Source organism: Massilia orientalis (assembly GCF_030411975.2).
In the GTDB taxonomy this organism is placed as follows: Bacteria; Pseudomonadota; Gammaproteobacteria; order Burkholderiales; family Burkholderiaceae_D; genus Telluria; species Telluria orientalis.
In genome coordinates this window covers 201,896-215,562 of the sequence record NZ_JASNRB020000008.1, presented here as the reverse complement: position 1 = coordinate 215,562, position 13,667 = coordinate 201,896, and the positions used below count along the sequence as shown (strand labels likewise).

Below are 13,667 nucleotides of genomic sequence, written 5' to 3'. Positions count from 1 at the left end.
GATTAGTTAGGGATATCGGTGTCGAACCTGGCGACCAGGCCGACTTCCACCAGCATGACGAGACGGCCCGCACACAGGACCGGCAGCGCGACGACGCCGCCGACCTGATTGCCGCTGGCGAGCAATTCGGGCGTGAGCAAGGCGTGATGCAGTTGATTCCACTGGTCCGCATCGTGCGGCGCATCGAAGAACGCCGCGTCGAACGTGACCGTGTGGCTCGATTGCACGACGACCCGCGACGCCGGCGCGCCGCCGGACAGGCGCAGCATGTGGGCGTGCGCCAGGCGTTCGAGGACGTGCAGCCGCGAGCGCATGAATTCGGAAAACACGACGGCGTCAAGCGCGATCCAGCGCTCGCGCACGTGCGGGTACGTGGCGAAGAAGCGGTCGAGATGGGCGCGTTCCAAGGGCTTGCCGCGCGGCGTGTCGCCCTGCAGCTGGCCCGACGGGTCGCCCGCGCGGCCATACGTGCCGCGGAAGTGTTCGAGCTTGCCGGCCGCGGCTTTTCCGTCCATCCCGTGGAGCCGGAACGCGATGCCGCCGCCCGCCGGCTTGGTCGTGAAGACGACGTCGCGGTCGTGCGCGATGGGGTTGCGCAGCAGGGTGCGGAACTTCATCCAGCCGTCCGGCGCGACGGCCTGCGCCGCGGCTTCCTTCATCGGCATCATCGCAAGCATGCCGTGGACGATCAGCGCATCGAGGCCGGCCGCCCTGGCGTGCGCGAGGTCGAAGTGGATCGGATTGCGGTCGCTGGAGAACTGCGCCCACTGCTCCACCGCGGGCATGTCGAACGACAGGTTCAGCGGCGTCGGCGCGGCGGCCAGGTGTTGTGCGGTCTGCATTGCCCTCTCCTTACGCGCGCTCGACGACGAGGGCGCTGTTGGCACCTCCGAAGCCGAAGCTGACGTTGAGGGCCGCGTCGATCCGTTCCACCTGCCGGTGTTCGTTCGGCGTGTAATCCAGGTCGCACGCGGGATCCGCTTCGTCCATGTGGATCGTGGCGGGGATGATGCCCGTCTCCAGCGTCTTCAGGCAGAAGATCGTCTCCAGCGCACCGGCCGCGCCGATCAGGTGGCCCGTGTACGACTTGGTGCTCGACATCGGGATGCCGGCCGCGCCGTCGCCGAACGCCGACTTGATCGTGTTCGTCTCGTTGACGTCGTTGATCGGCGTGGACGTGCCGTGCAGGTTGATGTAGCCGATGCGCTGCGGTGCCTGGCCGACGGCCTGCACGATCGCCATATGGCGTGCACGCAGGTCGTCGGCGGGCGCCGTCATGTCGTACGCGTCCGAGTAATTGCCGTAGCCCGTGATCTCGCCGAGGATCGTGGCGCCGCGCGCCAGCGCATGCTCGCGCTCTTCCAGGCACAGCACGGCCGCGCCTTCGGCCAGCACGAAGCCGCTGCGCCGTGCGCTGAACGGGCAGCAGGCGCGGCGCACGTCGTGCTGCTCCTTGCTCAGGGCCTGGATGACGTCGATCGACCAGACGTTGAACGTCTCCTTCAGCGATTCGCTGCCGCCGGCGAGCATCACCTTCGCGCGGCCGGACTTGATGACTTGATACGCGTCGCCGATGGCGATGGTCCCCGTCGCGCAGGCGGCGACCGGCGTGTTCTGGTAGCCGCGCAGATTCCAGTTCAGCGCGACGGCGGCCGTGGCGATGCTGTGCATGGACATCAGGGTGGCGAACGACGACGACAGGCCGCTCTCGCGGTAATCGTTGTTGTTGTCGTTGACCGAGTCCATGCCGCCCCAGCCCGTGCCGATGATGGCGCCGACGTCGAACGGGGACGTCACGAACTGCTGCACATCGTCGGCGCTGCCGAAGGCCATCTGCAGCGCTTCGCGCGAGGCGACCAGGGCGTTCTTCGCGAACGTCGGCAGCATTTTCAGCACAGCTTTCGGGAAGCCGGCGTAGCGCTGGCGCCTGTCTTCCATGAAGCTGAAGTAGCGGGCGTGGATCTTGGGGTCGGGGAATTCGGTCAGTTGGTAACCGACGCGGTAATTCATGATCGCGTTCCAGATGTCCGGGACGCTTTCTCCTAATGCGGAGACGGCTCCATAGCCGGTGACGACGACGCGGGTGGCGGGCATTGACTTCTCCAGTCGGTGAAAGGTTAAATTTCGATGGAGGAAGTGTTACGCGGATGGGGTGGGCGGACAATACTCCGATCGGGTTATCGGGGGGTAGTCCCTCCCTGCGGGGGGTGGGTTTGCAAGACACGCAGGCGACGCTTGCGATTCTCTTACCCACCGTCTATAATTCGGCCTCACGCGAAACGACCGCATGATAAAAGTTACCAGGAGAGGTGGCAGAGTGGTCGAATGTACCTGACTCGAAATCAGGCGTACGGGTGACCGTACCGTGGGTTCGAATCCCACCCTCTCCGCCAGAACAAACAAGGCCCCATCGGGGCCTTTTTTGTTTTGGCGGAGAGAGCAAGGCGCCTGCGCGCCTTGCGCGGTGGGATTCGAAGGGCTGGGCTTGCAAGCCGGATTGAGCTGCGCTCAATCCTCTCCGAATCGCCCATCTGCCGCCCGCAACGCGGACGCCCCCGCGCGCCGGGGGCGCGCGCTGCAAAGCGCGCAGTTCCGCTCCTTACTCACGAACGAGGTTGACCAGCTCCCTCCCCTGCTCGAACGCCGTCAAACTCTCGATGGTCGTCCGCATGATCTGCCCGATCGCCTCCACCGTGAAAAACGCCTGGTGCCCGGTGACGATCACGTTCGGAAACGACACCAGCCGCTGGATCACGTCGTCGGTGATGATCGTCGACGACAGATCCTGGAAGAACAGGCTCGCTTCCTGCTCGTACACGTCGATCGCGAGGCCGCCCAGCTGCCCCGTCTTCAGCGCGGCAATCGCGGCCTCCGTGTCGACCAGCCCGCCGCGGCTCGTGTTCACGAGGATGCCGCCCCGCCTCGCCCGCGCCAGCGATGCCGCGTTCACGATGTGGCGCGTCTCTTCCGTCAGCGGGCAGTGCAGCGAGACGACGTCGCTGCAGTCCAGCAGCTCGTCGATGGTGGCGTAGCGCCCGCCCAGCGCCTCGAACGCGGGCGACGGGTAGCGGTCATGGCCGACCACCGTGCAGCCGAAGCCGGTCATGATGCGGGCGAAGATCGTGCCGATCTTGCCCGTACCGATCACCCCCACGGTCTTGCCGTGCAGGTCGAAGCCCATCAGGCCGTGCAGGTCGAAGTTGCCGTCGCGCGTGCGGGCGCTCGCGCGGGCGATCTTGCGGTTCACGGCCAGCAGCAGGCCCACCGCGAATTCCGCCACCGAATGCGGCGAATAGTCGGTCACGCGCACGACGGCGATGCCGAGCCGCTCCGCCGCGGGAACGTCGATGTGGTTGTAGCCGGTGGAGCGCGTCGCCACCAGGCGCGTGCCCTGCCGGGCGAGCAGCGCGAGGACCTCTGCGTCGACCGCGTCGTTGACGAAGACGCAGACGGCCGCGCAGCCTGCGGCGAGCGCGACCGTCGACGGCGTCAGGCGGTCTTCCAGGAAGCGCAGGTCGTGGCCGGCTTCCCGGTTGGCGTCCGACAGCATCGATTTATCGTACGGACGGGTGCTGAAGATGGCGGTTTTCATGACCGCCAGTCTAGCGCAATCAGGGTGCGAGGCCCGCCATCAACGCATCCAGTGTCGCCTGGCCGCGCACCTGGTACGTGCGGCGGTCGAAGATGCTGCCCGACTGGTCGTCCGGTGCGCCGACGTCCCAGAAGAACGGCAGCACGCCGTTCGCGCGGGCCTTCTTGACGACGTAGGTGTGGTAGTAGTTGCGCGACTTGAGGTGCAGCGCCAGCGAGTCGCCCGTCAGGTTCGTGCGACGCTGGGCAGCGAATTCGCCGAGCAGGACCGGAATGCCCTTGTCGACGAATGCCGTCTTCAAGCTGGCGAATTGCGCATCGACGTAGTCTTCCTCGCCCCACGTCGGATTGCGGTCGGTATCCGTCGTCGAGTGGTTGCCCGCGCCCCAGTAATAAGCCTGTTTGCCCCAGGATTCATCCTTGTTCATCAGCGCGAAATTGAATGGCGCATAGAAGTGGATCTCGGCCATCATCCGGCCAGCCACCTTGTCGGCCGGCAGCGTCGGCATGTATTTCACCAGCAGGTCGATATTCGTCTCCGGGGCCTGCACGACCAGCACGCGGTAGGCGTTGCGGCCGCCGGTGGAGCGCACGGCGTCGACGAAGGTCTGGTGATAGCTCTGCAGGACGGCGACTGCCGTTTTCAGCGTCGGCACGTCGGTATTCTGCTCGTTGCCCGTCGCCGGTTCGTTGGCGCTGGCGAACATCACGTGGTCGTCGAAATCGCGCAGCGTGGTCGCGATCTGTTCCCAATATGCCTTCTGCTTGGCATTGACGGCATCCTTCTTCTCGGGCGTGATGTTCTTTTCCAGCCAGCCGCCGTCCCAGTGGATGTTGACCAGAACGTACATATCGTTGTCGACACAATACTGAACAACCTGTTTCACGCGGGCGAGCCAGGTGGCGCTGATCTGGCCCGTCTTCTGGTCCGCGTACTGGTCCCACGCCACGGGCAGGCGGATCGCGTTGAAGCCGGCTTTCTTGACGGTCTGGATGAGTTCGTTCGTGATCAGCGGATTGCCCCAGGCCGTTTCGCCGCCGATGGCTTCCATCGTGTTGCCGATGTTGAAGCCGATGCGGACCGATGCCGCGATCTGCCGGGCGTCGTGCGACATGCCCGACATGTCGGCCGGGAGGGGATTCGTGTTGTAGCTTGGGTATGTGCCTGCGGTCGGTGCGGGCGTGGGTGCGGGTGCGGGCGCCGGTGCGGGCGCAGGCGCCGGTGCGGGAGCGGGTGCTGGCGTGACGGCAACCGGTGCGGTCGCCGGCGATGCGGAACCGCCGCCACCGCCGCAACCGGCGAGCAACGCCGCGAGCAATGCGGCAGACAGCGTGGACAAGGTTTTCATGGATCTCCTCCAGGTATTTCTGATAAACCTGCAGGGTAGAAAAGTCTTATTCCTTGTGGATAGCTATTGGCGGAATATTGCTAGCAATATGCAGATTGTTGAAGGATTTTTGGAGGCTGTGTTAGCGGCGCGGGCTTTGCAGGCTTTGCAGCGCGCGCCCTCGGCGCGCGGGGCCGTCCGCCTTGCGGACGGCAGATGGGCGATTCGGAGAGGGCTGGGCTCGTAGGCCCAGCCCTTCGAATCCCACCGCGCAGGGCGCGCAGGCGCCCTGCTCTCTCCGCCAAAACAAAAAAGGCCCCGGTGGGGCCTTGTTTGTTCTGGCGGAGAGGGTGGGATTCGAACCCACGGTACGGTCACCCGTACGCCTGATTTCGAGTCAGGTACATTCGACCACTCTGCCACCTCTCCTGGTAACCGGTCGCTTGTATTCGCGTGAGGCCGCATTATAGACGGCCTCCCGCGAAAACGGAAGGGCTATTTGATTACGCCGCCGGAACCAGCCGCTCCAGCCCGCCCATGTACGGACGCAGCACGTCCGGCACGACGACGCTGCCGTCCGCCTGCTGGTAATTCTCCAGCACGGCGACGAGCGTGCGGCCGACGGCCAGGCCCGAACCGTTCAGCGTGTGCAGCAGCTCAGGCTTGCCCTTGGCGTTGCGGAAGCGGGCCTGCATGTTGCGGGCCTGGAAATCTTCGCAGTTCGACAGCGACGAGATCTCGCGGTACGTGTTCTGCGCCGGCAGCCACACTTCCAGGTCATAGGTTTTCGCGGCGGAAAAGCCCATGTCGCCCGTGCACAGCTGCATCACGCGGTACGGCAGGCCCAGGTTCTTCAGGATCGTCTCGGCCTGGCCCACCATCTCTTCCAGCGCGTCGTACGACTGTTCCGGATGCGCGATCTGCACGAGCTCGACCTTGTCGAACTGGTGCTGGCGGATCATGCCGCGGGTGTCGCGGCCGTAGCTGCCCGCTTCCGAGCGGAAGCACGGGGTGTGGGCCGTGATCTTGATCGGCAGGGTGTCAAGCGCGACGATCTCGTCGCGCACCATGTTGGTCAGCGACACTTCCGACGTCGGGATCAGGTAGAAATTCTCGCCCTCGCCTTCCGCGCCGCCCTTTTTCACGGCGAACAGGTCTTCCTCGAACTTCGGCAGCTGGCCCGTGCCGCGCAGCGAATCCGCGTTGACCATGTACGGGGTGTAGCACTCGGTGTAGCCGTGCTGGCCCGTGTGCGTGTCCAGCATGTATTGCGCCAGCGCGCGGTGCAGGCGGGCGATGCCGCCTTTCATCACGGCGAAGCGCGAGCCCGTCAGCTTGGTCGCGGTGTCGAAATCGAGGCCCAGCGGGCTGCCGACGTCGACGTGGTCCTTCACTTCGAAATCGAAAGCGCGCGGCGTGCCCACCTTGCGCACTTCCACGTTGCCCGACTCGTCCTGGCCCACCGGCGTGGACGGGTGCGGCAGGTTCGGGATCGCGGCCATGAAGTGGGCCAGCCGGTCCTGTACCTGGGCGAGCGCGGTTTCGTTGGCCTTCAGCTCGTCGCCGATGCCGGCCACTTCCGCCATCACGGCGCTCGTGTCCTCGCCCTTGCCTTTCAGCATGCCGATCTGCCTGGACAGCGAGTTGCGCTTGCCCTGCAATTCCTCGGTGCGCGTCTGGATCGCCTTGCGCTCGGCTTCGAGGGCGTTGAATCCGGCGACGTCGAGCTGGTACTTGCGGCTCGCGAGGCGCGCGGCGACGTTGTCGATGTCTTTGCGGAGGAGTTGGATGTCTATCATTGTCGGGATTGTCGCAGGGTGGGATATCGAAACCGCAATTGTACCAAGTCGTAGGCGGCGCATGTCCTCATCCGCGCGCCGATCTTTTGGCCGATCCGGCACCATCATCGGCTGGAGCTATGGGCTGAACTGGCTGAGTTTCCGCTTTCCCCGGTTCCGCCGTTTCGCACTGGCGCCGCCGATCTGCATCATCAAGGACGGGGTGAAACAGGATGCCGCGCTGCGCGGCGAGCTGATCAGCGATGAGGAATTGCGGGCGATGCTGCACGAGCACGAAGTCGAGGACATCGCCCAGGTCCGGCGCGCCTGGCTGGAGCCGGACGGCCAGTTGACGGTGCTGCGCCGGCGCGGCGCGCGCGACGATGGCGGCACGGGCAGCCCGCCGCGGCGCGGGTTGTAATCAGCCGGCGCGGGCGTCGTCGTCCAGGCTGCGCAGCCAGGCCAGCTTTTCCGCGATCTTCGCCTCGATCCCGCGCGGCACCGGCTGGTACCAGCCCGGCTCCGGCATGCCATCCGGCAAATAGGTCTCGCCGGCCGCATACGCATGCGGTTCGTCGTGGGCGTAGCGGTAGTCGTGGCCGTAGCCAAGTTCCTTCATGAGCTTGGTCGGCGCATTGCGCAAATGGACCGGGACCTCGCGCGATTTATCTTTCCGCACGAACGCCATCGCCGCATTGAACGCGTTGTAGCCGGCATTGCTCTTGGCGGCGATGGCGAGGTAGATGACGGCCTGGCCCAGCGCGAGCTCGCCCTCCGGCGACCCGAGGCGCTCGAACGTCTCGACCGCATCGTTGGCGAGCTGGATCGCGCGCGGGTCGGCGATGCCGATGTCTTCCCAGGCCATGCGGACGATGCGCCGTCCCAGGTATTTCGGATCGGCGCCGCCGTCCAGCATGCGGCACAGCCAGTACAGCGCGGCGTCCGGATGCGAACCGCGCACGGACTTGTGCAGGGCCGAGATCTGGTCGTAGAAATTGTCGCCGCCCTTGTCGAAGCGGCGCGCGTTCAAGGTGAGCGCGTTCTCGACGAATTCGCGCGTGATGTGCGCCGTCTGCGCCGTGTCGGCCGACGTCTTCGTCTGCTCCAGCAGGTTCAGGAAGCGGCGGGCGTCGCCGTCCGCGTAGCCGATCAGCGTCTGGACGGCGACATCGTCGAACTGCAGGTGCGCCAGGCCGCCCTGTTGGCGCGCGCGTTCCAGCAACTGGCGCATCTCGTCGTCGTTCAGCGCCTTCAGCACGTACACCTGCGAGCGCGACAGCAGTGCCGAGTTGACTTCGAACGACGGGTTTTCCGTCGTCGCGCCGATCAGCGTGACGAGGCCGGATTCGACGAACGGCAGCAGCGCGTCCTGCTGCGACTTGTTGAAGCGGTGGATCTCGTCGATGAACAGGATCGTGTGGTGGCCGGACGCCAGGTAGTGCTCGGCCTGTTCGATGGCGGCGCGGATGTCCTTCACGCCCGACAGCACTGCGGACAGCGCGATGAATTCGCAGTCGAACGCGTTCGCCGTGAGGCGCGCCAGCGTGGTCTTGCCGACGCCCGGCGGGCCCCACAGGATCATCGAATGCGGACGCCCCGATTTGAACACGAGATTCAATGGCTTGCCCTCGCCCAGCAAATGGCTCTGGCCGATCACCTCGGCGATCGTCTTCGGGCGCAGGCTTTCCGCCAGCGGGGCGGCGGGTTCGGTCTTGAAAAGGTCATCCATGGGCTGCGTTGTTCTTGTTCATCTTGCCTATGTATGGCCGGCGCGTCGAAAGCGCAAGCGGCTTACTGCAAGGGGTCTATTGATTAACGACCTCCGCGCCTTTCGGCACGTCGAACTTGAACGTCTGCGCGCCGAGCGCCGGGTTGCGCTGGACGTTCGTGAATTTCAGCATCACCGTCTGGCCGAAGTTGTCCTTCAACTCCATCGCCTGCGGGAAGCCGTCCTTGAGGCCGATGCCGATCTGTTCGAACGTCGTGTCCTTCGACTTCGGCGTCGCGTTCAGCCATTCCAGGCCGTCGTGCGTGCCCGCTTCGGCCAGCGTGAAATTCTTTTCCAGGTCGTTGCTGCCGAACAGGATCGCGGCCGGCGAGCTGCCCAGCGCGCCGCCCAGCTTGCGCGTCGTGACCTGGTTCAGGTCCTTGTCGTACAGGTACAGGGTCTCGCCGTCGGCCTGCAGCAGTTGCTCGTACGGCTTCTGGTACGTCCAGATGAATTTGCCGGGGCGCGCGAACACGAAGGTGCCGCTCGAGACCTTGCCCGTCCTGGTCTTCAAGACCTGCGTCTGCGTGAATTCGCCGCGGGCGGACCTGGTGCCGGCGACGAAGGATTTGAACTGGTCCAGGGCAGTGGCGTGGGCCGCGCCCGCGATCAAAAAGGTCGTAGCAATCAGTGTAGTTTTCAGCATTCTCATTCCGCGTTCGTTGCCGGCACCAGGATGTCCCGGTTGCCGTTCGATTGCATCGGCGACACGATGCCGCTTTGCTCCATCTGCTCGAGCAGGCGCGCGGCGCGGTTGTAGCCGATGCGCAGGTGGCGCTGCACCAGCGAGATCGACGCCCGGCGGTTCTTCAGCACCACGGCCACGGCCTGGTCGTACATCGCGTCGGACTCGCCGCCGCCTTCGCCGGCCGGCACGCCGTCGGCGCCGCCGCCATCCTCAGCCACGCCGCCTTCGAGGATGCCCTCAATGTAATTCGGTTCGCCCGTGGACTGGAGATGTTTTACAACTCGATGCACTTCGTCGTCCGAGACAAACGCGCCGTGCACGCGGATCGGCAGGCCCGTGCCCGGCGGCATGTACAGCATGTCGCCCATGCCCAGCAGCGTCTCCGCGCCCATCTGGTCGAGGATGGTGCGCGAGTCGATTTTGGACGACACCTGGAACGCGATACGCGTCGGGATGTTCGCCTTGATCAGGCCCGTGATGACGTCCACGGACGGGCGTTGCGTCGCGAGGATCAGGTGGATGCCGGCCGCGCGCGCCTTCTGGGCGATACGGGCGATCAGTTCCTCGACCTTCTTGCCGACCACCATCATCAGGTCGGCCAGCTCGTCGATGATGATGACGATCGTCGGCAGCTTGTCGAGCGGCTCCGGGGCGTCGGGCGTCAGCGAGAACGGGTTCGGGATGTGTTCCTCGCGCTTGGCCGCTTCCGCGATCTTGCTGTTGTAGCCAGCCAGGTTACGCACCCCCAGCTTCGACATCAGTTTATACCGCCGCTCCATCTCGTTCACGGCCCAGTTCAGCGCGTGGCCGGCCTGGCGCATGTCCGTGACGACCGGCGCCAGCAGGTGCGGAATGCCTTCGTACACCGACATCTCCAGCATCTTCGGGTCGATCAGGATCAGGCGCACGTCGGCTGGATCGGCTTTATAGAGCAGCGACAGGATCGTCGCGTTGATGCCGACGGATTTACCGGAACCCGTCGTACCCGCCACCAGCAGGTGCGGCATCTTCGCGAGGTCGGCGACGACCGGCTTGCCGGCGATGTCCTTGCCCAGCGCGACCGTGAGGCTCGACGCGCTGTCGCCATACACTTTCGAGCCGAGGATTTCCGTCAGGCGCACGATCTGGCGCTTCGGATTCGGCAGCTCGAGCGCCATGTAGTTCTTGCCGGGGATCGTCTCGACGACGCGGATCGACGTCAGCGACAGCGAACGCGCGAGGTCGCGCGCCAGGTTGACGATCTGGCTGCCCTTCACGCCCGTCGCGGGCTCGATCTCGTAGCGCGTGACGACCGGGCCCGGATATGCGGCCACGACCTTCGCCTCGACGCCGAAGTCGGACAGCTTCTTCTCGATCAGGCGGCTCGTGAACTCCAGCGTATCGATGGCAACGGATTCCTGGACGGGCGGCGCCTCGTCCAGCAGCGCCAGCGGCGGCAGCGTGCTGTCGCCGTGGACTTCGAACAGGTGCGACTGGCGTTCCTTTTCGGCGCGCTCGGAACGCGGCACGGTCGTCATCGCCGGCTCGATCTTGATGGGCGACGGATTCGGCGCGGAGGCCGGCGGCAGCGGCGCTTTCACGGGCGCCGGCGCGGGTGCGCGCGGGGCCTCGTCCGGCTCGTCGAGCGATGGCTCCCACGCGGACGGTGCCGCAGGGGCCGCTGCATTGTCGATCTGCGGCTCGGCCCGGGCGCGGGCCAGCTTCGCCTCTCCGCGCGCCTTCACCTTCGCCTTCATCTTGGCGAGGAAGCCCGGCGCCGGCGGCGCGTCTTCGTGCGCCCCGTCGAACTCGTCGTCGCGCGGCGTCTCGATCCGGACCGGCGAACCGGCATGTTTTTCCACGTACTTGGCGCGCTCGTGCACGACGACTTCATCGCGCTTGTTCGCGGCCACTTCGCCGTAGCGGCGGTCTTCGCGGTCTTCGTAGCGCAGGCGGAACCAGTCCCACGTCGTCTCGACGGATTCGCCGATGCGCTCGGCCACCGCCAGCCACGACACTTGGAAATACCAGGAAAAGCCGAGGCCGAACAGCAGCAGCAGGAGCAAGGTCGCGCCCGTGAAACCGAATGCGGTGTGGGCGGAATGGCCGATCAGCTGGCCCAGCACGCCGCCGGCCGCGCGCGGCAGCTCGACTTTCAACGACCACATGCGCAGGTATTCCAATCCCACGCTGCCGGCGAACATCAGCACGAAACCGATCCACCGGATCAAGGTTTCGCCCTGGTGCTCGGGCTCCTGTTCCGCTTCCTGGACGATGAACCTGGTATGTAATCGCCGATAGCCCTTCCAGACGGCGCGCGTAAAGCAGACACACAACCACCAGGCGGAAAAGCCGAAAATGAACAACAATAAATCGGCCAGCCAGGCGCCGGCGCGGCCGCCCAGGTTGGCGACGTGGGCGACGGCGTTCTCGTGCGACCAGCCCGGATCGGCCTTGTTATAGCTGAGCAAAATGAGGACGAAATACAACAGCGCGACGGCCGTGGCCAGCCAGCGCGCCTCCGACAACAGGCGCACGAGCCGGTTCGGCAGCGGCTGGCGAGGCGGTCGCGGCTTGTGAGTATAGGTCGTGCTCGTCGATGGACTATTCTTGCTCATTGCGGTGTGAAACGGTACTGCCGGGTAACAATTCCCCAAAGATGAACATTCTAAGCGATATAGCGCCGCGTTGGCCCCACGATTCATGCTTGTTTGCATCATCGACTATAATCGCGGGTTCAACGCCTCTTGATTCCCGCACTGCCCGGCCCCACTTTCCGGGCATCATCCAATAGAAGAAGTTCACACATGACCACTCGCAAACATGCCAAAGTCCTGATCCTCGGTTCCGGCCCCGCCGGTTACAGCGCTGCCGTGTACGCCGCGCGCGCCAATCTCAGTCCGATGCTGGTGACCGGTGTCGAGCAGGGTGGTCAACTGATGACGACGACCGACGTCGAGAACTGGCCGGGCGACCCGCTGGGCGTGCAAGGTCCGGAACTGATGCAGCGCCTGCTGCAGCACGCGGAGCGCTTCAATACCGAGATCGTGTTCGACCACATCCACACGACGTACCTGAACGAGAAGCCGATCCGCCTGGTGGGCGACTCGCACGAGTTCACGTGCGACGCGCTGATCATCGCGACCGGCGCCTCCGCGCAATACCTCGGCCTGCCCAGCGAACAGGAATTCATGGGCAAAGGCGTGTCCGCCTGCGCCACGTGCGACGGCTTCTTCTACCGCAACCAGGAAGTCGCGGTGATCGGCGGCGGCAACACCGCGGTCGAGGAAGCGCTGTACCTGTCGAACATCGCGACGAAGGTCACGCTGATCCACCGCCGCGACAAGTTCCGCGCCGAACCGATCCTCGTCGACCGCCTGATGGCCAGGGTCGCAGAAGGCAAGATCGCGCTGGAACTGAACCAGACGCTGGACGAGGTCAAGGGCGACCAGAGCGGCGTGACCGGCCTGCAGCTGAAGTCGACGGACGGCGGTTCGACCAAGGAGCTCAAGGTGCACGGCCTGTTCGTGGCGATCGGCCACAAGCCGAACACGGGCATCTTCGAAGGCCAGATCGACATGCACAACGGCTACATCAAGACCCGCGGCGGCAGCGAAGGCATGGCCACCGCGACCAACGTCCCGGGCGTGTTCGCGGCCGGCGACGTGCAGGACCACGTGTACCGCCAGGCGATCACGTCGTCGGGATCGGGCTGCATGGCCGCGCTGGATGCCCAGCGTTACCTGGAAGCCCTGGAGTAACGCCGGGTTGCCGGGGGCAACCCGGCGAATCTAGATGAGGTTTTATGGCGATGAAGGACTTCGCTGAACTGAAATCCCTGCGCGACAGGCTCAAGGAAGACGAAAGGCTGCGCGCCATCGAGCAGGCCGAGCGGGAAAAGCGCGAGCGCATCGCGCGCGAGCGCGCCGTCGAATTCCGCTCGGCCGTCACGGACGTCGTCAAGATGCCCGAATCGGACCGCTACGTGTGGCGGCCGATGCACGAATTCGAAACCCGCGGCCAGCCGCTGCCCACGCGTCCCCGCACCCTGGAAGAAGAAACGGCCGCCGTGCTGCGGGAATCGATGCTGTCCGACCAGTTCGACGTGGACGGCCTGCTCGACGAAGACCCGTCCCTCAGCTGGTCGGCGCCCGGCGTCGGCCCGGACGTCGTCAAAAAGCTGCGCAAGCGCCACTGGCCGGTCGAGGACGAGCTGGACCTGCACGGCCTCACGCGCGACATGGCGCGGCGCCACGTCGACGCCTATCTCCGCAAATCCACCAGGCGCGGCATCCGCTGCGTGCGCATCATCCACGGCGTGGGCTATGGCTCGGCCGGCGGCGAACCGGTCCTGCGCGGCATGGTCCACAGCTGGCTCGTGCAGACGGGCGACGTGGTCGCGTTCTGCGTCGCGAACCGGGCCGATGGGGGCAATGGCGCGTTGATCGTCCTCCTGCGCCCCGCACTGCTGGATTGAGTACTCTTTCCAACTGTCAAGTCGTAAAATAAATTCGTTAAAAGATGGTTATATTGGC

11 protein-coding genes and 2 tRNA genes are annotated in these 13,667 nt (G+C 65.3%); 4 read left to right on the top strand and 9 right to left on the bottom strand.

Annotated elements, in window-relative coordinates:
- Positions 1–2 precede the first annotated feature (2 nt).
- Both QPK29_RS14875 and QPK29_RS14870 read right to left on the bottom strand, forming a co-directional pair.
- The gene (locus QPK29_RS14875) at positions 3–842 is read right to left on the bottom strand and encodes a MaoC/PaaZ C-terminal domain-containing protein (RefSeq protein WP_371769932.1); all 840 of its coding nucleotides are present in this window, start codon (positions 840–842) and stop codon (positions 3–5) included.
- 10 nt (positions 843–852) lie between these two features.
- Positions 853–2,094, bottom strand: coding sequence for a beta-ketoacyl-[acyl-carrier-protein] synthase family protein (locus tag QPK29_RS14870; RefSeq protein WP_371769933.1), 1,242 nt, complete (start codon positions 2,092–2,094; stop codon positions 853–855).
- Positions 2,095–2,303: 209 nt separating this feature from the next.
- On the opposite strand from QPK29_RS14870, the gene QPK29_RS14865 reads away from it, so the two are divergent.
- Positions 2,304–2,393, top strand: a tRNA-Ser gene (locus QPK29_RS14865).
- Positions 2,394–2,599: 206 nt separating this feature from the next.
- Here the strand turns inward: QPK29_RS14865 and QPK29_RS14860 are convergent.
- From QPK29_RS14860 to serS, 4 genes are all read right to left on the bottom strand, one after another.
- The gene (locus QPK29_RS14860) at positions 2,600–3,592 is read right to left on the bottom strand and encodes a 2-hydroxyacid dehydrogenase (RefSeq protein ID WP_371769934.1); all 993 of its coding nucleotides are present in this window, start codon (positions 3,590–3,592) and stop codon (positions 2,600–2,602) included.
- A 19-nt stretch (positions 3,593–3,611) separates the two neighbouring features.
- A complete protein-coding gene (locus QPK29_RS14855) occupies positions 3,612–4,940 on the bottom strand; it encodes a glycoside hydrolase family 5 protein (protein WP_371769935.1) in 1,329 nt (442 codons plus the stop codon).
- Between the two features lie 318 nt (positions 4,941–5,258).
- Positions 5,259–5,348, bottom strand: a tRNA-Ser gene (locus QPK29_RS14850).
- 74 nt (positions 5,349–5,422) lie between these two features.
- Positions 5,423–6,718 (bottom strand): serine--tRNA ligase, encoded by a 1,296-nt coding sequence (serS, locus tag QPK29_RS14845; RefSeq protein ID WP_371769936.1) that lies wholly within the window; start codon positions 6,716–6,718, stop codon positions 5,423–5,425.
- Positions 6,719–6,779: 61 nt separating this feature from the next.
- On the opposite strand from serS, the gene QPK29_RS14840 reads away from it, so the two are divergent.
- Positions 6,780–7,118, top strand: a complete 339-nt coding sequence (locus tag QPK29_RS14840; protein ID WP_371769937.1) for a YetF domain-containing protein — start codon at positions 6,780–6,782, stop codon at positions 7,116–7,118.
- On the opposite strand, the gene QPK29_RS14835 is transcribed toward QPK29_RS14840, so the two are convergent.
- The 3 genes from QPK29_RS14835 to QPK29_RS14825 all read right to left on the bottom strand — a co-directional run bounded on the left by QPK29_RS14835 (position 7,119) and on the right by QPK29_RS14825 (position 11,750).
- On the bottom strand, positions 7,119–8,426 hold the full coding sequence (locus tag QPK29_RS14835) for a replication-associated recombination protein A (RefSeq protein WP_056127748.1): 1,308 nt from the start codon (positions 8,424–8,426) through the stop codon (positions 7,119–7,121).
- Between the two features lie 76 nt (positions 8,427–8,502).
- The gene (lolA, locus tag QPK29_RS14830; RefSeq protein ID WP_371769938.1) at positions 8,503–9,111 is read right to left on the bottom strand and encodes an outer membrane lipoprotein chaperone LolA; all 609 of its coding nucleotides are present in this window, start codon (positions 9,109–9,111) and stop codon (positions 8,503–8,505) included.
- Positions 9,112–9,113: 2 nt separating this feature from the next.
- Positions 9,114–11,750, bottom strand: a complete 2,637-nt coding sequence (locus QPK29_RS14825; protein WP_371769939.1) for a DNA translocase FtsK — start codon at positions 11,748–11,750, stop codon at positions 9,114–9,116.
- Between the two features lie 189 nt (positions 11,751–11,939).
- Between QPK29_RS14825 and trxB the strand changes: the two genes are divergently transcribed.
- Positions 11,940–12,893, top strand: a complete 954-nt coding sequence (gene trxB, locus QPK29_RS14820; protein WP_371769940.1) for a thioredoxin-disulfide reductase — start codon at positions 11,940–11,942, stop codon at positions 12,891–12,893.
- A gap of 50 nt (positions 12,894–12,943) precedes the next feature.
- Complete coding sequence (locus QPK29_RS14815; protein ID WP_400189773.1) at positions 12,944–13,609, top strand: Smr/MutS family protein; 666 nt, start codon at positions 12,944–12,946, stop codon at positions 13,607–13,609.
- Positions 13,610–13,667 lie beyond the last annotated feature (58 nt).

Bases quoted from the DNA above. Each gene is read 5' to 3' on its own strand.
- QPK29_RS14875 (WP_371769932.1), bottom strand. From the start codon at position 842: ATGCAGACCGCACAACACCTGGCCGCCGCGCCGACGCCGCTGAACCTG.
- QPK29_RS14870 (WP_371769933.1), bottom strand. From the start codon at position 2,094: ATGCCCGCCACCCGCGTCGTCGTCACCGGCTATGGAGCCGTCTCCGCA.
- QPK29_RS14860 (WP_371769934.1), bottom strand. From the start codon at position 3,592: ATGAAAACCGCCATCTTCAGCACCCGTCCGTACGATAAATCGATGCTG.
- QPK29_RS14855 (WP_371769935.1), bottom strand. From the start codon at position 4,940: ATGAAAACCTTGTCCACGCTGTCTGCCGCATTGCTCGCGGCGTTGCTC.
- serS (WP_371769936.1), bottom strand. From the start codon at position 6,718: ATGATAGACATCCAACTCCTCCGCAAAGACATCGACAACGTCGCCGCG.
- QPK29_RS14840 (WP_371769937.1), top strand. From the start codon at position 6,780: ATGTCCTCATCCGCGCGCCGATCTTTTGGCCGATCCGGCACCATCATC.
- QPK29_RS14835 (WP_056127748.1), bottom strand. From the start codon at position 8,426: ATGGATGACCTTTTCAAGACCGAACCCGCCGCCCCGCTGGCGGAAAGC.
- lolA (WP_371769938.1), bottom strand. From the start codon at position 9,111: ATGCTGAAAACTACACTGATTGCTACGACCTTTTTGATCGCGGGCGCG.
- QPK29_RS14825 (WP_371769939.1), bottom strand. From the start codon at position 11,750: ATGAGCAAGAATAGTCCATCGACGAGCACGACCTATACTCACAAGCCG.
- trxB (WP_371769940.1), top strand. From the start codon at position 11,940: ATGACCACTCGCAAACATGCCAAAGTCCTGATCCTCGGTTCCGGCCCC.
- QPK29_RS14815 (WP_400189773.1), top strand. From the start codon at position 12,944: ATGAAGGACTTCGCTGAACTGAAATCCCTGCGCGACAGGCTCAAGGAA.